Source organism: Lysinibacillus louembei, assembly GCF_033880585.1.
Classification (GTDB): Bacteria; Bacillota; Bacilli; order Bacillales_A; family Planococcaceae; genus Metasolibacillus; species Metasolibacillus louembei.
Window position 1 is genome coordinate 2,796,099 of the sequence record NZ_CP137624.1, and the last position, 22,728, is coordinate 2,818,826.

Consider the following 22,728-nt stretch of genomic DNA (forward strand, 5'->3'; position numbering starts at 1 on the left):
ATCAGGCACTTTTTTGTATGGCTAGCTTTCTGGATTGTCAGCAACTTTGAATTGATCGATTTGTCTTTCCATTTCCTGACTCATTAATAGCAGCTCCTCTGATGCCATTGCGACTGTTTTTGTTGCTTCGGTCTGCTCAAGTGTAGAGCTTGTCACTTGCTCTGTTGCGGCAAGTGTTTGATCGCTTGCATTTAAAATTTCGTGCATTTGATGCTGTATTGTTGAAGATAGGGAAGTGGCAGAGGACACTTCTTCATTGATTGCATGAATAGCAGAAAGCATATTTGTTACATGCTGCGACATTTGCTGGAAGGCAGATGTCGTTTCTTCAACTGCGTTTATTTGAACAGCGAACTGTTCATTTGTTGATTGCATTTCAGCTGTCGCAACTTTTGATTGATTTAAAATTTCCTGAATAGATAGCTGAACATCCGCAGCTGCCTGTGCCGATTGCTCCGCTAGTTTGCGTACCTCATCTGCTACGACTGCAAAGCCTTTACCATGCTCACCAGCGCGCGCTGCTTCAATAGAAGCATTTAATGCCAATAAATTTGTTTGTCCTGAAATCGTTGTAATAAATGTCGCAATGCTTTCAATTTTCGCCATATCCTGTTCAAGCTTTGTCATAATCGCTTGCATATGTTGAATTTTAGCTTGCATTGAATGATTTGTTTCTTCTAAATAATCAATTTGCTGTATAGCCTGTGAGCCAACTTCATCAACTGTTTGGGCAGTGGATGAAAGGACTGTTGTATTATCATGGATTTTTTGCATTTGCTGCTGCAAGGAGTCTGATAGCTCTGCTGCTTTATTTGCCTCTGTATTAACGAGCGCTGCATCATCCGAAATGGATATGGTAGCTGTGGCAATTTCATCACTTGTCGCATTCATTTCCTCTGAATAAGCTGTTAAGCTATTGGAAGATAGGCTCAATTTATAAATCGATTGCTGGATATTACGAATAGTATTGCTCGTTTTACTTACCATATCACCAAATGCTTTCGCTAAGCTGCCAACCTCATCATTTGTCGTTGCTTGCAATTGTACGGTTAAATCACCAGTCGCTAATTGCTGTGCCACCTTTTCAAGCGCTGTAATTGGACGAATCAGGCGGCTGACGATGAATAGCATTAAAATTGTAATAATGATAAGCACAACAGAAAACGTGATAAGCAATATTTTCGTTGTAGAATTAGCAATCGCATTAATGTTTTTCATTTCATAATCGCTACCAACAACCCATTGTACACCTTCAATTTTTTTATAAACGACTAGCTGATTATCAAGCTGCTGATGATTAACTGTGAAATCAGTGTCATCAAGCGACTTTAAAAATGAATAAGCAGGGAGCTCAAAAAGATTTTCATCTTCAATTGTATGATGAACAATCGGATTACCAATAGCACTAACGAGGAAAACCTCCCCATCATAGCCTGGATTAATGGTATTAAGCGTTTCAATTAAGTAGGTTAAACTAATGTCAGCTCCAATAACCCCAACTAATTGATTCGTTTGAGAATAAAGTGGCTGTGAAATCGTAATAACTTTTTCACCAGAAATAGCATCCACATACGGTTCGCCAATGACAATTCCTCCGACTTTAACCGCATCCACATACCATGGACGGTCGCGTGGGTCGATATTTGCTGGTACATTATTGACAGGTGCGGCAATCGTTCTACCATTATTTAAGCTAATATAAACATTTGACACACCTTCATAAATTTCTGTAAATGGTAATAACGCTTCAAAAATCGTATCAACTTCGATTTCATTTGTCGTTACAGAGCTTGTTGCCGCAGCAACAAATTGCTCATTATTCATCAGAAGAGATAAACCGTCGCGATAGCGCTCAAAATAAGCATGAATAATAGCTGTTGTACTTTCTAACATTGTTTCGCTTTGTAGCATGGCATCTTTTTTTAATGCCCTGCTATTAATAGTTGAAATAAATAGCATCATTGCGATAAAAGCAACGATTAATGTGATAAGTAGTGGGATTAATATTTTTCCTTTTAAAGATAGTTGTCTGCGCATTGCTTTTTCGCCCCTCTCTTGTACTGATACGAGTTTATACAATGATAATATACAAAAACTGAATTGCGAAGAATAATCAGAAAATTTTGTCGAAAATTATTAGTGAAACTTTCGACATAATCTTTCGTATATAGTAGTATGGAAAAAATAATGTACAATAGTAGTATTATAAGAATTGGGGGATGCATATGTCTGAATATAAAAATCCATTATTTGAAGATTTAGAAACGCGTGAAAAAATAACAAATGAAATCGTAGAAGCTGAGCCACAGCAGCTTGTTTCGAATGAGGAATATTCACAAATTCGCAAGCGTCAAATTGCTTTAAAATCTGAGCCACAAGTGCGTGCATTAGCCAACAAAATCGATGTGCATAATCAAATTGCAGTATTGGAATTTGGCAAGGACACAGCGAAGGGCATTTCGACTTTTTCTGATCGTATGCTATCGACAATTAAAACGAGTAAGCTAGAGCGTTCAAGTGAGCTGCTCCGCAATTTAAATACGATTATGGACCGCTTTGATCCGAAAGACTTTGAGCAGGAGGAGAAGAAAAAAGGTGGGCTCATTAAACGCTTGTTTTCGAAAAGTAAGGAGCAGCTAGAGAAACTGTTATCCAAATACGATACGATGAACAAGGAAGTTGATGCTGTTTACAACGAAATTCAAAAATACGAAGTAGAAATGAAGCGCAATACGATGGAGCTTGAGCAAATGTATGATGAAAACTTAAACTATTTCCATAGTTTAAGCGAGCATATTGCAGCTGTCGAAGTGAAGGTGGAGGAGCTAAATAGTCAGCTACCATCATTAGAGGCGCAGGCGAATGCAGGTGACCAAGTGGCCATTTTAGAATATGAAACAGTGCAGCGAGCAATTGAATTATTGGAGCAGCGTCGCTACGATTTAGAAATGGCACAGCAAGTGTCATTCCAATCAGCGCCACAAATTCGTCTAATGCAGCAAGGGAATAACCATTTAATTGCGAAAATTAATTCGGCATTTGTGACAACAATTCCTATTTTTAAACAAGGGCTTGTTCATGCGGTAACGATGCAGCGCCAAAAGCTGGTTGCGGATTCGATGATTGAGCTAGACAAACGCACAAATGAAATGCTTGTACGCAATGCTCAAAATATTCGCCAAAACTCTGTTAATATTGCAAGAACAGCGGGTAGCCCAAGCATTACAATCGATACGATTGAAACGACATGGCAAACAATTATGGCAGGCATTGAGGAAACGAAGCAAATTCAAGAAGAAACGATTCGCAACCGTGAAGAAGGTCGCAAGCGTATTGAAAAACTGCAGTTAGAATATGAAAAATTAAAGAAAATGTAATGAACAAGGCTGTTGGAAAAGGCAAAGCTGCTTTTCCAGCAGCTTTTTTCTCGAAGTAAAATCTTCAATGATTGCAGCCTCATTTTATGCTAAAATAAATGAAAACGATTAAATGAGGTTTTGTATGCTAAAAGAAATTGCTCGAAAAAGCGTCATCGCGATTATTGCAACATTGCTACTTAGCGCATTGTTCGCCTACGCAGGCTTTACACCAGAAGAGGAGTTATTCCCATTTCCCAAGCTGTTTCAAATGTTTTTCTTATTAAGTGCACCTGCCTATTTTTTAGGGGGGATTCCTATCTCCATGTTACTTGACCGCTTTTGGAGCTGGCCTTCATTTGAAATATTAGCGTATGCAGCGTTTGGGGCACTATTGATGATTCCTTATTATTTCCTTGCATTTGCTGCGACAGGTGGACCGCTAGGAGTCATCATGTTATTTGGAGCGAGTGCAGCTATTATTTTTTATTTTGTGAAAACCTTCCTACATAAATTATTCAGAAAATACGGATTTTAGAGGTGTATGCTGATGTGGATAGAGCGCTGGCAGCAATTAGCCAAAAATTTAAAGCGACAGGGAGCCTTTGTACAGCCAATTGATATACAGCCTGTCGCAACAGAGCAAGAGCTACAGCAAGTAGAGGCACAGCTTGGCATACAAATCCCATCTGAGTTTCGTCAAGTATTGCAAAAGTGCTCACAGCAAGTAGATGTGTATTGGACGTTACCTGATGAAGTAATTATTCCATCTGAGCTAACAGATATCCCTTCAGGCGATTTTGGATGGAGCTTGGCAAATTTGTATGTACCAGACGAGCAGCTATATTTGCAATTTCATTCAGCTCGTAATGGGGATGCAGTTCTGATAAAGCTTGAAGATGCAACGATTTGGTGCTGGAGCCATGAGGAGGATCAATACGATTACCTTGCGACTAATTTCCAAAGCTATGTCGATGCGATAACCACTTTAGGCTGCATAGGCATAGATTGTGGGCAGCATCGTCAGTTTTGTGATACGACAGGATTAAACCTCCAGCTAACTAGCTCACAAATATGGCTGGATTGGCTTGAGCAATATAGCATCTCTGATTTACAGCAAGCTAAATTGAGCTTACATAGCTTGCTTTTATATGCTTCTATGCACGGTATAAAAGAGACAGAGGTACAGCAGGCCTTTTTACAGTTTGACAAAGAGCAAATTTATCAGGTGCTACGTCAAAATATCGAGCAAGAGCAATCAACCACCAACCAAAAAGCATGGAGTGATATATTAGTCAATGTTTGTGCTAGCGAGGCTGTGCAGTGGGTGAGAGCGCTTTGGCAAAAGGACAGCAACATAGCAAGTGGGCTGCGCGATTATTTGACTGCACAATGCTTGCCCAGCGAAGAAGGGCTATCACTTATTCTTAACGATATAGAAAAGGATAAAGTAAATGGCTATACCGCTTTGCAGAGACTGCGTCATTTTCAGCATCCATCTATCATTGAATGGATGCAAAATACCGTAGCTTTTCCAATCGATGGCTGGGACATCCTGTTAGCACAATCACAGCCAAGTGCTGAGCGATTGTTAGAATGGCTGAATGGACGTGAAGTGGAAAGGCTGATAGCCATTCATGCGATTCATTACATGATGCGAGGAGAAATTGTTCCTACATCTGTTGTGAAAACAGAAAAATGGCGTCCGTTGTTAGCTTTTTGGGAAGAGCATGAAGTATTACGAAAAAATAAAAAGCTATTTAGTCAAGCTTTAAATGGTTTGGATAATTGGTTATTAAAACAACAGAGGGGGAACTAGCAATGAAAAAATTATTAGTGACAGGCTTTGAGCCATTTTTACAATTTACATTAAACCCGACAGAGGAAGTAGTGAAAGCATTAGACGGTAAAGCAATCGGTCAATACCAAATTGTTGGCAAGGTGTTACCTGTAGAATTTGGGGCTGCACAGCAGCACATTCGTCAGCTCTTAATAGAGGAAAAGCCAGATGCGGTTATTGCGCTTGGACTTGCAGGTGGACGCAGTAAAATTACTCCAGAGCGTATCGCCATTAATGTAATGGATGGAGCAAAGGATAATTCAGGTCATACACCGACAGATGAAGTGATTGCTGAGGACGGGGCAGATGGCTATTTTTCTACATTGCCAATTCGTGAGATGGTCAACCGCTTGAAGGATGCAGGTTACCCAGCTACCATTTCCAACACCGCGGGTACATATGTATGTAATTTATTAATGTATACATTGCTATATGAAACAAAAGGAGCTATTCCAGCAGGCTTTATCCATATTCCTGCATCACACCAGCTAGCCATTGAGGAAGGCAAAGTACCAAGCTGGTCACAGGCTGACTTAAATGCAGCGATTGAAATTTGTATTGAAACATTAATTTAAAGTGGTGGGACATGTAGGGAAATTTGCTCTATATGTCCCTTTTTATATAGCGTTCCCTATATAAACAAATAAGGGGGGAATGCAAATGAATATCAGCGCAGGACATTGGCATGTTGGGACAGGAGCAGTAGGCTATATAGATGAAGTAACAGAGGCAAGGCGCGTTGTAAAGCGGGTAGCAAGCTTATTGCAGCAAGCGGGTGTAGAAGTGCGCGTCATTTTCGATAATATGTCCAAAAATCAGCGACAAAATTTAAATTATTTAATTCATGCACACCAAAAGGACAAGGGCTTACATGTTAGCATCCATTTTAATGCGGTCGCAAAAGCGACAGCCGGCGGGCTAGGAACAGAGGTGCTTTACGCGAGAACGGAAATGCAGCAGCTTGCTTCCAAGGTAAGTGCAGCCATAAGCAAGGCGAGCGGCTTGCGTAATCGTGGTGCTAAACGGCGGAACGATTTAGCCTTTTTAAACGCCTTGCCACAAGCCATACTCATTGAAGTATGCTTTGTTAATTCAAAGGAAGATGTTGCTTGCTACAAGCGCCATTTTGAAGCAATCTGTCAGGCAATGGCGCTAGTGCTAAAGTCATGATTCGCACGTAAGACAACAAAAATCGCACGTGAAACAAGCACATTCGCACATAAAACCTAGAGATTCGCACGCAAACGAAGCAAGCCGTGCAAGGAGAGATTCCTTACACTTTTTCATGAGCATTGTACGGAAATCTCATGTAACAGTGCCGTCAAATTGTCCTCATCTTCATACAATGTGAGCAAGGTTGTTAGCTGCTGAATAACTTCCTCATTCGGTTGCCCTAAATGAAACAGGCAAATCGCTTTGTAAGTATAAATATAGCTAAGCATTTGATAACTGAGCTTTTGTTTAAATTGCGTGAAAACACGTGCCAGCAATGTGAGGCATGTCGCATATTTTTTATTTTCTACATATAAAATACATAAATCGAGATGAAAATAAATAGATAAGTAGGTCATATCCTTCTCATAATCTTTGTACAAATCAAGGCGTTTTGTCGCGATGCTAACAATTTCAATGGCAGAATCTAACGGAAATAAAAAGAGAATTGCATTGAGTAGAACTAAATCATTGAGATACCAATGGTCAAGCTTTTGCATCTTTGTCCAAATTTGTTCTGCTAAAAGCCGCGCTTGTAGTAAATCGTCCTGTTCAACTAAGATGAGCAGAGCTTGATAGGCCAAATCAATATGCTGAATAGCCTCATCGTGATGCTGCCGCAAATATTGCTGTACGGGAATTAAATTTTTTTTGATTTCAGCAGAGGTTGTCAAGTCCATTTGGGCAAAATCCCGAATTAATTTTTCACGCGCATTTATTGTGTAATTGGTATGAACGTATAAAAATTCATTGACCGTCATATTTAATTTTGTCGTAAGTTGGACAAGAAGCTGTGCACTAAGGGTGAGCTTACTTTGTTCAATGCGTGAGTATGTACCTTGCTGAGCGATGTCGTAGGCAAGCTCCTTTTGTGTTATTTGCCGGTTTTTCCGTATTTTTTGTAATGTGTCTCCAAAATCCATCGTCTTCACCTCCGAATATTCCGATTCGTATATTTTGTTCTATAATAATAGAATTCTATTATACTGGAAAAGTACAAGTGAGAAGGAGGTTTTTAACATAAAAATAGCAATTATCATCATCACTTTCATACTGCTTTCTACGGTAGTCAATCTTCTATTTCATCGTACCAAACGAAGGCGAATCAAAGAAAATTGGGCACAGAAGCACCAGCAAGGGCATGAGCCTTTGTCATCAGTTAGCAGCTATTGGCACAATAAGCAGCGCACAACACATATTGTCGATGATTACACATGGCATGATTTAAATTTAGATGAGGTCTATGAGCAAATCAAATTCACCTATACAAGCCCTGGCTCGGAAAAGCTTTATGCTTTATTAAGAGAAATTCATTTGGGAGGCGGGCCACATCAACAGCGAGAAGCTTTTCTGAAAAAATTGTCTGTATCGCCTGTGTTACAAGAACAATTACAATTGATTTTGTATGATATTGGAAAGAGAAATGGGACGAACAGCTCTGCTTATATGCACTCAATTGAAGACAAGCAAATCCCGCATCAATGGCTGTATTCACTATGTGGAGTGTTACCATTTTTCTCATTAGCTGTCGCTTTTTATAGTAGCCAAATCGCAATTTTCTTATTTTTCGGCTGTGTAGTATTGAATGCCATTATTTATACTAGTAAAAAAGACCAATATGAAAGTGAATTTTTCTCTCTGCTCTATGCAATTTCGATTATTTATGGCGCCAAAAGGATGGCAAAATTTAAGCTGACAGATGAACTGTGCCTACATCTGAAAAAGCTCAAGCCGTTATATAAATATCGTTATTTGATTTCAAAAAATAAAGAGACGCCGCTTGAAATAGTAATGGACTATTTTAGAACATTTTTCCTCATCGATTTTTTCATTTATCGCCGAATTACCAAGCATTTGTATGTACAACAAGAAGCTGCAGCGTATGTTTGGGAGTTGATTGCTGAAATCGATGTGAGCTTTTCGATTTTACATATGCGTGAGCATTATAGACATAGCGTGCCACTGTTTGTAGATGATTTCAAGGTTACATGTGAGGGGCTATACCATCCACTGCTTGCACAGCCTGTGAAAAATACTTTTTCAACAGATTGTAGTGTGCTGATTACAGGCTCGAATGCTTCTGGGAAATCGACCTTTATGAAAAGTTTGGCGTTGAATTGTATATTAGCACAAACGCTCAATACTGTTTTTGCAGATGCCTTTCAAATGAAGCGAGCTGCGATTTTTACATCATTCGCAATTAATGACAGCTTACTACAAGGGGAGAGCTATTTTATGGCCGAAATGCATTCGCTGAAAAGAATGCTGGACGTAATTGAACAAGATGTTCCTTGTTTCACATTTATTGATGAAATATTAAAGGGTACGAATACTATTGAACGTATTTCTGCATCGGCTGCAATTTTAACATGGTTACATAAGCAAAAAAATAATTTAACATTTATCGCTTCACATGATATCGAATTATATCAAATATGTGGGGAAATGTATGATGGCTACTATTTCGAGGGAATCGTTGAAAATAATCAGATTCGCTTCACTTATGCTATAAATAAAGGCAATACGTATATAAAAAATGCGTTAGAGCTTTTGAAATTGAGAGGCTTTCCAAAGACGGTTGTTGATAATGCTGAAATGCTGTCTGATAGTTATATATCAACAGGACAGTGGCAAGGGAAAAGTTTTCAAAAAAGATGAAACATTTTCACAATCTAGTCGTATATTGATTATCGGGGTTAAAGAGAGGAGTTGGAGGATTTGTTAGTATTACAAAATGTAACGAAGCGTTATAAAGATTTTACAGCCGTTCAAAGCTTAAATTTTTCCATTTCACCTGGTGAGATTTTTGGATTAATTGGCCAAAATGGCGCAGGGAAAACGACAACGTTTCGCATGATTTTAGATTTGCAGGAGACGACAGAGGGCGTTATTACGTGGGAAGGAACGCCTATTAATGATGTGAATCGTGACTTGCTTGGCTATTTGCCAGAGGAGCGCGGCATTTTCCCACAAATGAAGGTGGAGGAGCAGCTTATTTATTTTGGACAGCTGCGTGGCATGACGAAAGCAGCTGTTAAAAAAGAGGCTGATTTTTGGATTAAGCGCTTTGAGCTTGAGGAAAAGCGCAATGATAAGGCGGAAACATTATCAAAGGGAAATCAGCAAAAGGTACAATTAATTGCTAGCTTTATTCACAAGCCAAAGTTTTTAATTTTAGATGAGCCATTTAGTGGACTAGACCCAGTGAATAAGGATTTATTAAAAAATGCGATTTTATTATTAAAAGAGCAAGGTATGACGATTTTATTTTCAAGTCATCAAATGGATAATGTCGAGGAGCTATGTGACCATCTTTGCTTATTAAAGCGCGGTGTTTCGCTGTTTTCAGGCTCGCTCTTAGATTTGAAAAAGCAGTATGGTAAAACGAAGCTAACGATTCGCACAGAGCTGTCCGCGGATAAGCTAGCCAAGCTTGATGGTGTGAAATCGGTGAAGGAAGAGCGTGAGCAATATGTGCTTACTTTAGAGGATGAGCAATATGCGAAAGGTGTGTTTGATGTCGTATCGAGCGGTACATATATTGAAAAATTTAGCTTAGATTACTTGTCACTCGACGAGATTTTCAAAGACAAGGTAGGTGGCACGCATGTCTAAATTTATGATTTTATTGAAGGAAAATTATAAGCAAAAGGTCAAGGCTAAATCATTTATTATTATGACGGTCTTGTATATTTTAGGGATTTCTGTGTTTTTCTTCTGGTCAGATATAAAGGAAGCACTATTTTCTAGTGAGCCTGATCAAATGATTTATGTCAATACGACAAGCTTTGATGTTAGTGCCATGCTAGAGGATGGCGATATCGTATGGACAGAGCTAGCCTCTACGACAGAGGCAGAAGAGGCCTTGAAAAAAGAGGAGTACGTGGCAGCGCTGATTTTTTCCGCAGCGGATACAACATTGGCAGTCAATTTAGTGTCGCTTGACCCGTTGCCGTTAAATATGCAGCAACAATTATCAGCAACTGCCAATACAATTGGACAATTTTATGCGATGGATCAATTAAATTTAAGTCCTGAGCAGTCTGCACAGCTGTTAAATGCTGCACCGCAAATTGAAATGAAAACATTAAATGAAGCGGCGACAGATGGCAAGTCAGAGGAACAAAAATCAGCAGGTATGCTTGTTTCCTATATTGCTGGCTTCCTAGTGTATATATTCGTTATTTCATTTTTATCCATTGTCACTTCTGATGTTGCATCAGAAAAAGGCTCACGTGCTTTGGAAATGCTGCTAGTAAGCGTTAAAGCGGAAACGCATTTTAAAGCGAAGGTTATGAGCATATTTTTAGTTGCTGTAACGCAATTCGCTGTGATGTTTGGCACATCATTTGTACTATTAAAGCTAACTGATGGCGGTGCTAAATGGGCGATGGTAAGTGAAGTGTTAGGAGAGCTTCACGGTCAATATTTATTGTATGTCGCTGCATTTTTACTCGTGACAATTTTCATGTTTTTAATTATCGGAGCACTGCTCGGCTCGCTCGTATCAAAGCCAGAGGAAGCTTCACAGGCGATGATGCCTGCAATGATTTTAGTTATTGTGGCATTCTTTATTATGGTAACAGCAACAGGAAATCCTGATACATTGCTTGTGACAATCGCATCGTATGTGCCATTCACATCGGGAATGGTAATGCCAATGCGCATTGGTGCAACAGATTTAGGTGTGCTTGAGCCAGTAATTTCTTTAGCGATTTTGGTTGCATCAACATTCGTGCTTTATTTAGTGAGCATATCCTTCTATAAACGTAGTGTATTAACATACTCGACAGGCGGATTGATTCAAAAAATTAAAACGGTGTTTAAGGTGACAACTTAATATAGAGGAGGCTTGGAATCTGGGGAAATCCTAGATTTCAAGCGTTTTTTTATTTTCGCTCAACGAATAGTAAAATTCGCTCATCAAAGTACGATTTTCGCTCAACGAAAGCCCGAATTCGCTCATCGAAAATTGAAATTCGCTCGCATCTCCCTGTTCCTAAGTCTTATCTCCGCCCTTTGACTGAAATATTTCAAAAGTCGAAACAAATTATTGAATTACTATTCAATAATATTCGAATATTTGTTAAAATAGGCAAGTCAAAATATAAAGGTGGGGAAATGATGAAAGTATTTCGAAAGCTCGGCTGGTTTTTTAAAGAGCGCAGGCGAGAGTATGTAATTGGTCTTTTAACGTTAACACTTGTTGCAATTTTGCAGCTTGTGCCACCGAAGGTCATTGGTTATACCATTGATGAAATCGGTGAAGGGACGCTGACAGTAGGCACTTTAACAAAATGGGTAGGCATTATTGTTGTCGTCGCTATTTTGATGTATATTCTCCGCTATTACTGGCGTCAGATGATTTTTGGGTCATCGAACTATTTGGCGAAAACATTGCGTGAGAAGCTGTTTCGCCATTTTACAAAAATGTCGCCATCCTTTTATCAGCAACGTCGTGTTGGGGATTTGATGGCACATGCGACGAATGATATTTCTGCTGTACAGCAAACAGCAGGCGGTGGTGTTTTAACATTATTCGATTCCATTACGACAGGAACATTTGTCATTTTGGCGATGGCAATTACGATTGATTGGCGCTTGACGCTGATTGCCTTAGTGCCAATGCCAATTATGGCTTTCTTAACAAGCTATTATGGGAAGCTGCTACATGAACGGTTCCGTCATGCGCAAGCTGCATTTTCAGATTTGAATGATAAAACGCAGGAAAGCATTTCAGGGATGAAGGTCATTAAAACATTCGGGCAGCAACAGGATGATATCGAGGATTTTACGCAGTTATCGAACGATGTTGTCGATAAAAATATGCGCGTAGCGAAAATCGATTCGCTGTTTGATCCGACGATTAGCCTTGTCATTGGTGTCAGCTTTTTCCTAAGCTTAGGATTCGGTGCGAAGTTTATTACAGAGGGTGCAATGACGATTGGTGATTTAATCGCATTTACGACGTATTTAGGCTTGCTCGTATGGCCGATGCTAGCAATTGGTATGCTGTTTAACATCGTGGAGCGCGGTTCGGCTTCGTATGACCGTATTGAGCAGCTATTGAATGAGCCTGTTGAAATTATGGATAAAACAGGAGCCTCCAATATGCGACCAAAAGGGGATTTGTCATTCCATGTGGATTCGTTTACATTCCCAGATGATGCGACACCATCCTTAACAAATGTCCACTTTGATTTAAAGCAAGGGCAAACACTTGGGATTGTTGGGAAAACGGGTTCAGGCAAAACGACAATTTTAAAGCTATTGCTGCGTGAATTTGAAGGCTATGAAGGCTATATCAAATATGGAGATATTCGCATCGATGATTATACAATGCTTGCATTGCGTGAGGCGATTGGCTATGTACCACAGGATCATTTCCTGTTCTCATCGACGATTTATAAAAATATTGCTTTTACAAATCCAGATGCACCAAGGGAACAGGTGGAGCATGCGGCAAGCTTAGCATACATTCATAACGATATTTTAGGCTTTACAGAAGGCTATGAAACGATTGTTGGTGAGCGTGGTGTCTCGCTCTCAGGAGGGCAAAAGCAGCGTATTTCGATTGCGCGTGCGTTAATGATGGAGCCAGAGCTATTAATATTGGATGATTCCTTATCTGCGGTCGATGCAAAAACAGAGGAAGCGATTTTACAGGCATTAAAAGCTTCACGTGAAAATGCGACAACGATTATTACATCACATCGCTTAAGTGCGATTCAGCATGCACATATCATTATCGTTATGCATGAAGGGACGGTTGTTGAGAAGGGCACGCATGAGGAATTGATGGAATTAAGAGGACGTTACTACGAAATGTATGAATTGCAGCAACTAGAGCAGCAAGTGGAAAAGGGGGGCATCTAGTATGGAAAAGCAGACAACCTTTTCACGCAAGGAGCAAGCAGCCATTTTGAAGCGTTTGCTACGCTATTTAATTCCGCATAAAAAGGCGGTTGTTATCGCACTTGCTTTACTTGTTTTAACAGTCATTGGCGATGTGCTCGGACCGTATATTATTAAAGTCTTTTTAGATGACCATGTCGCACTCGGCGATTTTGAAACGAAGCCAATTCTTGTTTTAGCGATTAGCTATGCGACCATTCAAATTTTAAATGTGGTTATTAGCTATTTACAATTATTGAAGTTTCAAGAGTTAGCACTGAAAATTATTCAGCAGCTTCGCATCGATGTATTTTCGAAAATTCATCAGCTTGGTATGCGTTATTTTGACCGAGTTCCAGCTGGCTCCATTGTATCGCGTGCAACGAATGATACAGAAGCGATTAAAGATATGTTCGTCAGCGTATTGATTAGCTTCGTACAGGCAGGATTTTTAATTATCGGTGTCTATGTAGCAATGTTTTTATTGAATCCTGTGCTGGCATTGTTTGCGCTTGTGCTACTGCCAATCGTGATTTACATCATTTATCTATATCGCAAATATAGCTCACTTGTCTATATGGAAATGCGTGAAAAGCTAAGTGAATTAAATGCAAAGCTATCAGAGTCGTTATCTGGTATGAGTATCGTGCAAGCATTCCGCCAAGAGAAGCGCTTTAATGATGAGTTTGATGATATTAATGGCAAGCATTTTAAGGCGATGATGGACAATACAAAGCTAAATAGCTTATTGCTGCGTCCTGTAGTTGACTTAGTGTATTTTGCGGCAATTGTACTGCTGCTAGTGTATTTCGGTAAAACATCGTTAACGACAGCAGTTGAGGTTGGGGTTGTTTACGCGTTTATCACATATATTAATCGCTTCTTTGAGCCAATTAATCAAGTGATGGAGCGTTTAGCGATTTTCCAGCAAGCTTTAGTAGCGGCATCGCGTGTATTTGTGCTATTGGATGAAGAGGAGCTAGAGCCTGTTCAGCAAAATAAGGCAGGGCAAATTACTGATGGGCGCATTGAGTTTAAAGATGTAACATTCAGCTATGACGGGCAAAAGGATGTGCTGAAAAATATTTCATTTACGGTCAATCCAGGTGAAACGGTGGCACTTGTTGGTCATACAGGAAGCGGCAAAAGCTCGATTATTAATTTATTAATGCGCTTTTATGAATTTGAACAAGGCGATATTTGCATTGATGGTGAGTCCATTAAAGCATTCAGCCAAGAGGAAATTCGCCGTAAGCTAGGGCTTGTGCTGCAAGATCCATTTTTATTTTACGGCACAATCGACAGCAACATCCGCTTATATAATAAAGAAATAACGGATATCGATGTTGAAAAAGCTGCTGAATTTGTACAGGCAGATCGCTTTATCAATACGCTACCTGATAAATATAAGCAAAAGGTGACAGAGCGAGGCTCAACGTTTTCAAGTGGTCAACGCCAGCTTTTAGCCTTCGCTCGAACGATTGCGACAAATCCAAAAGTTTTAGTGCTAGATGAGGCAACGGCAGCAATCGATACTGAAACGGAAGTGGCGATTCAGCAGTCTTTAGAGAAGATGCGAAAAGGTCGCACAACGATTGCCATTGCGCACCGTTTATCGACGATTCAAGATGCTGAGCAAATTTTGGTGCTACACCAAGGAGAAATCAAGGAGCGTGGCACACACCAAGAGCTCCTTGCACAGCAAGGCTTGTATTACAAAATGTATTTATTGCAAAATGGTATAGCGAGTTTATAGAGGAGAGGACACCAAGGTAGCTGCCTTGGTGTTTTTTTATGAAGTGATCGAATAGCTGATAAAAGTGATCGAATAACCTGTAAAAGTGATCAAATAGAAGCTAAAATCGCTCGAATAGCATAATCTGTTTTACCATTTATGGATTTTATTTGTTATACTACTTAATATAGGGATAGCAAGAGGGGAAAAATAATGATTACAGAATTACAGCAAAGTGATTTTCATAAATGTGCCAGCATTTTAAATGAACAAGGGCAAATAGAGGCAAAAGCCATTATTGCGGGCATTAATCCAGGGCGTGTCTTTGTCGATGATGTGAGTACACCAACAACGGGGCTTATTTGGTTAGGCAATAATGATGGTTTTATTTTTATTGGAGATGAGAATAATGAGCAATTTAATCAAGAGATCAATGCGTTTCTTGACGATGTCATTGCCCCTGAAGCCAAAGAAGTGGGCCTGGCTTGGTTTGAAGGGGTAGGCAATCATGAGGAATGGAATCCTATGATTGAATCGTTATTGGCACAGCGTGAAGTTGGAAGCTGGCTGCAAAGGGTATACATTTTACAGCAGGAAGATTATCAGCCTAATCTAGAGCCGTTGCTGGCACAAGGATATACGATACATAAAATGGATGAGGCACTCTATAATAATAAGGCAATCAAAAACATAGAATTTTTACACGCAAAAATAGATGAGTTTTGGTCGTCACCACAGCATTTTTTCAATGAAGGCATCGGTTATAGTATTGTCTATAACAACGAAATTGTCAGTGTTTGTTTTTCTGCCTTTGTTGTGGAAAATACCCATTGCGTAACGATTGAAACATTGAAAGAGCATCAAGGGAAAAAATTAGCACAAATCACAGCGCATCGTTTTGTAAAAGCTTGCTTTGAGCAGCATATGGTGCCATATTGGGACTGTATGGAGGGCAATAAACCTTCTGTAGCCGTCGCTGAAAGCTTGGGCTTTAGCAATACGTTTAATTATAAAGGCTATGAGTTTTCATTTTAAAGAAAACGGATGAGCGCATATCGCTCATCCGTGTTTTTATGCTTGAACAATGTGGTCATTGACGAACGCTTGTAAGAAAAATAATTCATTGTCGTTCGGCTCACGCCCATTTTCTATCTTAAAGCACTCAATTGCATCGTCAAGTGAAGGGGATATGACAGCTTGACTTGCAGTGATTAATTCCGCCCAATACGTATCCATTTCAGCTGTATCACAGATGGATTCATGACCAAGTAGGAATTGCTCGGCTCCATACTTTTGTATGTCCTTTATCATTGGGATTAATAATGATTGCTTAAAACGAAACAGCCCATTCGTCGTTGTGCCATATGCGGCATCCCCTAAAAAAATCACCTTTTCATCAGGAATATAGACAATTGTCGAATCGTTCGTATGCGTGCTTTTGATTTGTTCAATGCCGCAAATTTTATTGCCTAAATCAATTGTTAATGTATGTTCAAAGATGATGTCAGGTGTCCTCAATTGGAAGCTATCTTGATTTGGTATGTCAGCTTGTATAATCTCCATACATTTAGCACTTATTTGCTGTGCATTGACATATGTTTGTAGTGAATGGTCGTCAAACTCGTAGCTTTGCCATTCTTTTAACAGCTCGCTTGTTTGGTGGTTGACGATTGTAATAGCATCAAATTCATTCATACCAAGAAAATGATCCCAATGTGCATGTGTAAGCACTACATATTTAATCGGTGGCACCTGCAGTTTTGCAATTTCTTGTAAAAATTCCTTTGCATGCTGTGGCGAATTGCCAGCATCAATCACAAGACTATATTGCTCACCACATACTAAACCTAGTGTCGGTCGCTCCTGCTCATCTTGATTGGCTAAATAATAAATCGTCTCGCTTAATTTAGTTAACATGTTAAATTCTCCTCTATGTTTACCTATTTAGTTGATGAAAGAGAAAATTTACATGTCGATTTGAAAATTTTCTCTATATTATTTTTTTACCATTGGACTTGTACCTCCTCTATTTACTAAAGTAAAGTATACCGTTTTTTTCCTTTTCAAACAATAACATTTATCATCTCGCTTTATGCTATGATATGTATAGGTTAGGGAAGAGGAGATGCTTGAGATGAGCGAAGAGAGAAAAGGCATACTTTATACATTTTTATCGTATGCGATGTGGGGGTTTTTACCGCTTTTTTGGAAGTTACTAGAGCATGTAAATAGCATGGAAGTATTAGTAGGACGTGTGATTTGGTCATTTATTTTTACTATGTTGGCGATTTTATTTATCGGACAGAGGAAAGCGCTTTTTCAAGATTTACATTATTTATGGCAGCATAAGAAGCAATTCATTTCATTGATTGCAGCATCATTTATGATTGCGGTCAATTGGTACATATTTATTTATGCAGTGAATAGCAATCAAATGCTAGAAACGAGCCTTGGCTATTATATTAATCCACTATTTTCTGTGTTATTTGGGGTGCTTTTTTTCAAGGAAAGATTGTCTCGTATGCAGCTATTTGCCGTTATGATTGCTTTCATTGGAGTAATGGTCATGACGCTCAATTACGGACGCTTACCGTGGATTGCCCTATGCTTAGCTTTGACTTTTGCTATTTATGGTGTGCTGAAAAAAAGAATTGTGTTGGATGCACTGCGTGGATTAACAATTGAAACATTATTTACATTGCCCATTGCGATTGTTGTTTATGCCTATTTATTCCAGCAAGGGAATGCTTCCTTTTTACATGACAATTGGTCGACAAATTTGTTATTAATGGCAAGTGGGATTGCCACAGCCATTCCGTTAATTTGTTTTGCAAAAGGTGCGCAGCGCATTCCACTTTATTTAATCGGTTTTTTACAATATATTGCACCAACAATGATGCTCATTATAGGTGTTATTTTATATAAAGAGCCGTTTACGAAAGTAGAGCTACTAGCATTTTCAATTATTTGGTTGGCACTTGCCATTTTCTCCATTTCAACATTGCGCGAACAGCTCGTGAGGAAGCAGAAATTAGCATAAGATGAAAAATGATTTCACCTTTTTGCCATAAAACTTTCACAGTTGAAACAAGCGCATTTTCCCGTACAATTTGATAGGATGAATGTATGACAGTAAGGGAGCGAAAAGGAATATGAATACAGATATAAATATATTGTTAGCCTTTGGGGCAGGCTTTTTAAGCTTTATTTCGCCATGTACGTTGCCGCTGTATCCAGCATTTTTATCGTACATAACGGGCATGAGCTTTGATGAATTGACAAAAGAAAAAGGAATGATGCAACGAAGAGCCATTTTACATACGTTAAGCTTTTTAGTCGGCTTCTCGATTATATTTATTGTACTTGGCTTCGGGATATCATTCGTGGAGGAATTTTTCCATCAATATCGAGATTTATTACGTCAAGTTGGAGCCATTTTAATTGTCTTATTCGGTTTGCTGATTGTTGGCTGGCTACAAATTGATTTTTTAATGAAAGATCACAAAGTTAAATTTAAAAATCGCCCATCTGGCTATTTTGGTTCAGCTGTTATCGGTTTAGCCTTTGCAGCAGGGTGGACACCATGCTCAGGGCCAATTTTAGCTGCGATTGTCGCATTAGCTAGTACACAGCCTGGATCTAGCATGTGGTATATGCTCGCCTATTATTTTGGTTTTGCAATCCCGTTCTTTGTGTTATCATTCTTTGTAACAAGATTAACTTGGATTCGCCGCAATAGCCAAAAAATCGTCAAAGTTGGCGGCTATATTATGATTGCTGTCGGAATTTTATTGTTCTTTAATGGTTTAGATTACATTATTCGTATCTTCTCAGGGCTATTTGGCGGATTCACAGGATTTTAAGTAGAGAGGAGGAGTGCTATGCCAACAGTTATGGTCGTAGATGACGCTTTGTTTATGCGTGCATTTATTAGTAAATTGTTTGAAGAGTGGGGCTTTACCGTTGTTGCCCAAGCTTCGAATGGCAAAAAGGCGGTAGCACTTTTTCGAGAATTGCAGCCAGATATCGTAACGATGGATTTAACGATGCCTGTGATGACAGGTTTAGAGGCATCAAAGCACATTATGAGCGAGTTTCCCAATGCAAAAATAGTGATGATTACCGCATTAGGACAACAGCGGCATATTAAAGAGGCGCTAACCTATGGCGTAAAGGATTTCATTGTAAAGCCTTTTAAACCAGAGGAATTAAAGCGAATTGTGGATACATTATTTAGTTAATTGAAGAAAGCAGGAGGGACACAATGCTTAATACTATCCCCTCTCAATATTTATTAATCGGTTCAACTGTTATGGCAATTATTATGGGGACATTTGTCATGTTTGTCCGCATGCGTGCACAAAAAAAACCTGTGAATGCACGGAAAATCATTATTCCACCGATTGCTATGTCAACAGGAGCACTAATGTTTATTTTTGAGGAATTTCGTGTTGCCCCCTTACAAATTGTAGAGGCAACAGCTATCGGTTTAATTTTTTCAACTGTCTTAATCGCCACATCGAAATTTGAAGTGCGAGAGGGCGCTATTTTTCTAAAACGTTCAAAGGCATTTTTCTTTATTTTAGTTGGTTTGCTTGTATTTCGAATCGTTTTAAAATTGATTTTTTCGAACAGCTTAGACATTGGTGAATTAGGCGGCATGTTCTGGATTTTAGCATTCGCCATGCTTGTACCGTGGCGCATCGCAATGCTATGGCAGTTTAAAAAATTGGAGAAGACAGTATAAGAAAAGGCTATGGAGATGCGCTCCATAGCCTTTTTCTGTATTAAAACAAGTGTTCATAAGGTGTGATATCAATTTTCAATTCATCTAGCTTTTTACGCAAAAATTTATGATCACGTTTTGGTGTAGCGATAATATAGCCACGAATAAGGATGTCTTGGTCAATTGTTGTGGCATGCTCCTTGAGAGCAAGCTCACCAATTTTCCCAGCAATTTTTTCCTTTGCAACTTGACGGAAAAGCTCAGGAACAGGGGATGTTAGCTCGTTCAATAAAGCTTTTGCCTCATCTCCCCACAAATGAATTGTTTTATCTAAATAATATTCTTGCCAATCTAAGTCGGATTTACCGTCATTTTTAGGCATGCGCTTTAAAAATTTGCGGAACATGAAAAAGCCGCCAATTGCAAGCAAGCTTATCATGACAACGACCCAAAAAACGATAAATAATAAAAACCAGCTATTCAGCAAATCATTCACCTCTTTACAATCTCTTTTTCTATTATAAAAGCTTTTCATATATTTAGCACTCGAAATGTTTTCACACTGTCCCTTTTCTTCTTTGTCAGCACTATATAAGTAAGTGAAAGGGGGGAAGGAAGATGGCAGCATACGAATTTGAGCAAGCAACAATGACGCTCCAGTTTGAAGTTGGTAGAAGCGCAGAAGGGAAAAAACTTTATAAAACTGCTTCATATCGCAATATTGAAGCAGCTGCTACACCAGCGCAACTGGCAGCTGTTGCATCAGCATTAGCAAGTTTAACCGTTTATCCTTTAGCAGCGATTACACGCTTGGATAAGCAACGCATTCAACAATAAAAGAAAGGGGGAGGATGTGGATGACAAACACATTGCAGTTAATTTTTCAATTAGCAAATGAAAAATCATTGACTTTATCTGTTATGGAACCGCGAGAAAATTTGACAGACGCTGAAGTTGCAGCAGTGATGGAGACCATTGTTACACAAAATGTCTTTAAACGCGATGAAGCAAGCATTGTCGCAAAAAAGGCGGCACGCCTCATTAGCCGTAATGTAAAAGAATTTAACATTATGTAATATGGCAAATTGCCCAGTGAGCATATGCTTTCTGGGTAATTTTTTTATCAAAGAGGGGGGGACTACAAATGGAGCAATGGGTAACTTTGATTCAAGATATAGGCTTTCCAATCCTTGTCTCATTTTATTTATTGTCTCGCATTGAAAGCAAGCTCGATGCAATTCATGAGGTGCTAACAACCATTAAACACTTGTGAAAAAAGGCTTCACAAATTCGTCAGAAAGTCTTCATAGCTAGAGCTATTGTATTCGCTTTCCGAATTCGTTAAGATGGACTTAATGATAACAGAGTGGAGCGAGATATAGAATGAAAAAAAGAAATTTGTTTATATTGCTAATGCTATTTACAGTAATTTTAGGAGCATGTAGCAATTATAAATTTAAACCGACAATATCTTATGAAGTAAATGATTTTACAGCAACAAACCAGCATGGTGAAGAACTATCTTTAGCAGATTTAAAAGGCAAACCATGGCTTGCAATGTTTATTTTCACAAACTGTAAAACAATTTGTTCACCAATGACAAACAATATGGCTGAAATCCAAGATCGCTTAGTTGAGCAGGGAGTAGAAGATTATAATATCGTCGCTTTTTCTGTTGACCCTGAAAATGACACACCTGAAGTATTAGGGGCATATTTAGATCGCTATGGTGTAGCAGATGAATCAAAATGGCAGCTTGTCACAGGCTACGACCAAAAATTCATCGAACAATTTGGTTTAAATTCCTTTAAAACATTCATTAAAAAAGTTGAAGGAGAAGACCAAATCACACATATGAATACATTTTATTTAGTAGACGCAACAGGAACAGCCGTGAAAAACTACTCAGGCTACACAGAAACAGAAGAAGGTGTTTCTTATGACACAATTGCAATTGATTTAGAAACACTAATTGAAGAGCAAGCGAAATAAAACTGTCGGGATTCGTCCCGACAGTTTTTTAATGGGCGAAACTACTTTAGTCGGGCTTCATGGTAAGAATCTGCTCAGGAATTTCATAATAAGAATGTCCTCCCTTTTTCAGCATAGGTAAAATCTTTAATAGCCGTTTCGCTGCATATCTCGATGAAATATCGCACAGCCAAGAAAACTGCTGATTGGTAATTGTCGTGTCAACAAGCAAACGGAAATCATATAATGCTTGAAAATAAGCGTATTTATCTTGAAAACGGCAGCGCAAACAAAGGAATTTACCATGTGCAAAGTGCATCTTTCACAAAAAACACCACGTTTTAATCGCATGAATGTAAAAGTATATTGCTCTTTTTTAGGGGAATGTAGGGACATCAGATTATTGTAAATGTTCTCGATATCCATTACAGGCTCTTGGTACTGCATTAATTTTTTCGCAATAAAGCTTGTTACATAATCTGCGTGAAAAATAGGAAAATCGTGAGGCTTGCTTGTAATAATAGCCCGGCGATTCGCAATGACAACAGCACCGCAAATAGGAATAGTGGGGAATAAAAAGGAGAGCGCGCGCAAATGGCGGTTTAATTGCTCAATCGGGTTTGGAAAGCGCTCTGTCACGCCGGCACGCATACATAACAATTGTGAGGTTTCCATATCAAACTGCAAGGTGCCCGTCATATTTTTCACTTCAAAGCATACAATCAATGAAGGAAAAATGATAATAAAATCAATTTCATGGCGTTGCTGCTGTGCATTCAGAAAGGAAAAATTGCGAATAATCCGATGCGGCATAGCAAGCTCCCGTAAATAGAATTGCACCTCGTTCTCACCAGCAATGCCAGCATTCATCATGGCTAGCTGCTCCTTCAAATGCAAATAATCTGGATGAAGCTCATGCAGCCTTCTCATAATGGCTTCAAGCTGTTGAAGCTTCAAATAAAATCACCTCCTATTTCAGTATACCAAAAGAAAG

Annotated in this window: 24 protein-coding genes; 19 read left to right on the forward strand and 5 right to left on the reverse strand. The window is 39.0% G+C overall.

Annotated elements, in window-relative coordinates; all coding sequences use genetic code 11:
* Positions 1-21: 21 nt before the first annotated feature.
* Positions 22-2,037: a methyl-accepting chemotaxis protein gene (locus tag R6U77_RS13910; protein WP_319836084.1), complete on the reverse strand. Its 2,016-nt coding sequence runs from the start codon at positions 2,035-2,037 to the stop codon at positions 22-24.
* Between the two features lie 188 nt (positions 2,038-2,225).
* On the opposite strand from R6U77_RS13910, the gene R6U77_RS13915 reads away from it, so the two are divergent.
* From R6U77_RS13915 to R6U77_RS13935, 5 genes are all read left to right on the forward strand, one after another.
* Positions 2,226-3,377 (forward strand): toxic anion resistance protein, encoded by a 1,152-nt coding sequence (locus R6U77_RS13915; RefSeq protein WP_293920474.1) that lies wholly within the window; start codon positions 2,226-2,228, stop codon positions 3,375-3,377.
* Positions 3,378-3,501: 124 nt separating this feature from the next.
* Positions 3,502-3,894 (forward strand): hypothetical protein, encoded by a 393-nt coding sequence (locus tag R6U77_RS13920; protein ID WP_293920471.1) that lies wholly within the window; start codon positions 3,502-3,504, stop codon positions 3,892-3,894.
* 12 nt (positions 3,895-3,906) lie between these two features.
* Positions 3,907-5,175 carry an SMI1/KNR4 family protein gene (locus R6U77_RS13925; protein ID WP_319836085.1) on the forward strand — a complete coding sequence of 423 codons (1,269 nt, stop codon included), beginning with the start codon at positions 3,907-3,909 and terminating at the stop codon, positions 5,173-5,175.
* A gap of 2 nt (positions 5,176-5,177) precedes the next feature.
* The gene (gene pcp / locus R6U77_RS13930; protein WP_319836086.1) at positions 5,178-5,771 is read left to right on the forward strand and encodes a pyroglutamyl-peptidase I; all 594 of its coding nucleotides are present in this window, start codon (positions 5,178-5,180) and stop codon (positions 5,769-5,771) included.
* Positions 5,772-5,856: 85 nt separating this feature from the next.
* Positions 5,857-6,366, forward strand: coding sequence for an N-acetylmuramoyl-L-alanine amidase (locus R6U77_RS13935; RefSeq protein WP_319836087.1), 510 nt, complete (start codon positions 5,857-5,859; stop codon positions 6,364-6,366).
* Positions 6,367-6,479: 113 nt separating this feature from the next.
* Here R6U77_RS13935 and R6U77_RS13940 read toward each other — a convergent pair whose 3' ends face one another.
* Positions 6,480-7,331, reverse strand: a complete 852-nt coding sequence (locus R6U77_RS13940) for a helix-turn-helix domain-containing protein (protein WP_319836088.1) — start codon at positions 7,329-7,331, stop codon at positions 6,480-6,482.
* A 226-nt stretch (positions 7,332-7,557) separates the two neighbouring features.
* Between R6U77_RS13940 and R6U77_RS13945 the strand changes: the two genes are divergently transcribed.
* The 6 genes from R6U77_RS13945 (at position 7,558) to R6U77_RS13970 (ending at position 16,072) form a co-directional block, all read left to right on the forward strand.
* Positions 7,558-9,066: a MutS-related protein gene (locus R6U77_RS13945; RefSeq protein ID WP_319836089.1), complete on the forward strand. Its 1,509-nt coding sequence runs from the start codon at positions 7,558-7,560 to the stop codon at positions 9,064-9,066.
* 60 nt (positions 9,067-9,126) lie between these two features.
* Positions 9,127-10,023, forward strand: a complete 897-nt coding sequence (locus R6U77_RS13950; RefSeq protein WP_319836090.1) for an ABC transporter ATP-binding protein — start codon at positions 9,127-9,129, stop codon at positions 10,021-10,023.
* On the forward strand, positions 10,016-11,248 hold the full coding sequence (locus R6U77_RS13955) for an ABC transporter permease (RefSeq protein ID WP_319836091.1): 1,233 nt from the start codon (positions 10,016-10,018) through the stop codon (positions 11,246-11,248). Before R6U77_RS13950 ends, R6U77_RS13955 begins: the two co-directional genes overlap by 8 nt.
* A 284-nt stretch (positions 11,249-11,532) precedes the next feature.
* Positions 11,533-13,284: an ABC transporter ATP-binding protein gene (locus R6U77_RS13960; protein ID WP_319836092.1), complete on the forward strand. Its 1,752-nt coding sequence runs from the start codon at positions 11,533-11,535 to the stop codon at positions 13,282-13,284.
* Position 13,285: 1 nt separating this feature from the next.
* A complete protein-coding gene (locus R6U77_RS13965) occupies positions 13,286-15,058 on the forward strand; it encodes an ABC transporter ATP-binding protein (protein ID WP_319836093.1) in 1,773 nt (590 codons plus the stop codon).
* A 192-nt stretch (positions 15,059-15,250) separates the two neighbouring features.
* Positions 15,251-16,072 (forward strand): GNAT family N-acetyltransferase, encoded by an 822-nt coding sequence (locus R6U77_RS13970; RefSeq protein WP_319836094.1) that lies wholly within the window; start codon positions 15,251-15,253, stop codon positions 16,070-16,072.
* 36 nt (positions 16,073-16,108) lie between these two features.
* Here the strand turns inward: R6U77_RS13970 and R6U77_RS13975 are convergent, their stop codons facing one another.
* Entirely contained in the window at positions 16,109-16,954 is an 846-nt protein-coding gene (locus tag R6U77_RS13975; protein WP_319836095.1) for an MBL fold metallo-hydrolase, read from the reverse strand.
* A gap of 217 nt (positions 16,955-17,171) precedes the next feature.
* Between R6U77_RS13975 and rarD the strand changes: the two genes are divergently transcribed.
* From rarD to R6U77_RS13995, 4 genes are all read left to right on the forward strand, one after another.
* The gene (gene rarD, locus R6U77_RS13980; protein WP_319836096.1) at positions 17,172-18,077 is read left to right on the forward strand and encodes an EamA family transporter RarD; all 906 of its coding nucleotides are present in this window, start codon (positions 17,172-17,174) and stop codon (positions 18,075-18,077) included.
* Between the two features lie 112 nt (positions 18,078-18,189).
* A complete protein-coding gene (locus R6U77_RS13985; RefSeq protein ID WP_319836097.1) occupies positions 18,190-18,900 on the forward strand; it encodes a cytochrome c biogenesis CcdA family protein in 711 nt (236 codons plus the stop codon).
* Between the two features lie 18 nt (positions 18,901-18,918).
* Entirely contained in the window at positions 18,919-19,278 is a 360-nt protein-coding gene (locus tag R6U77_RS13990; protein WP_293920450.1) for a response regulator, read from the forward strand.
* 23 nt (positions 19,279-19,301) lie between these two features.
* Complete coding sequence (locus R6U77_RS13995) at positions 19,302-19,784, forward strand: CcdC family protein (protein ID WP_293920447.1); 483 nt, start codon at positions 19,302-19,304, stop codon at positions 19,782-19,784.
* A gap of 40 nt (positions 19,785-19,824) precedes the next feature.
* Here the strand turns inward: R6U77_RS13995 and R6U77_RS14000 are convergent, their stop codons facing one another.
* Positions 19,825-20,250, reverse strand: coding sequence for a DUF2621 domain-containing protein (locus R6U77_RS14000; protein ID WP_319836098.1), 426 nt, complete (start codon positions 20,248-20,250; stop codon positions 19,825-19,827).
* 131 nt (positions 20,251-20,381) lie between these two features.
* On the opposite strand from R6U77_RS14000, the gene R6U77_RS14005 reads away from it, so the two are divergent.
* The 4 genes from R6U77_RS14005 (at position 20,382) to R6U77_RS14020 (ending at position 21,755) form a co-directional block, all read left to right on the forward strand.
* Complete coding sequence (locus tag R6U77_RS14005; RefSeq protein ID WP_319836099.1) at positions 20,382-20,600, forward strand: DUF1659 domain-containing protein; 219 nt, start codon at positions 20,382-20,384, stop codon at positions 20,598-20,600.
* Positions 20,601-20,620: 20 nt separating this feature from the next.
* A complete protein-coding gene (locus R6U77_RS14010) occupies positions 20,621-20,839 on the forward strand; it encodes a DUF2922 domain-containing protein (protein WP_319836100.1) in 219 nt (72 codons plus the stop codon).
* Positions 20,840-20,907: 68 nt separating this feature from the next.
* Positions 20,908-21,036, forward strand: a complete 129-nt coding sequence (locus R6U77_RS14015) for a YvrJ family protein (protein WP_293920442.1) — start codon at positions 20,908-20,910, stop codon at positions 21,034-21,036.
* A gap of 110 nt (positions 21,037-21,146) precedes the next feature.
* Positions 21,147-21,755, forward strand: a complete 609-nt coding sequence (locus tag R6U77_RS14020) for an SCO family protein (protein ID WP_319836101.1) — start codon at positions 21,147-21,149, stop codon at positions 21,753-21,755.
* 126 nt (positions 21,756-21,881) lie between these two features.
* Here the strand turns inward: R6U77_RS14020 and R6U77_RS14025 are convergent, their stop codons facing one another.
* A complete protein-coding gene (locus tag R6U77_RS14025; RefSeq protein ID WP_319836102.1) occupies positions 21,882-22,691 on the reverse strand; it encodes a nuclease-related domain-containing protein in 810 nt (269 codons plus the stop codon).
* Between the last annotated feature and the right edge of the window lie 37 nt (positions 22,692-22,728).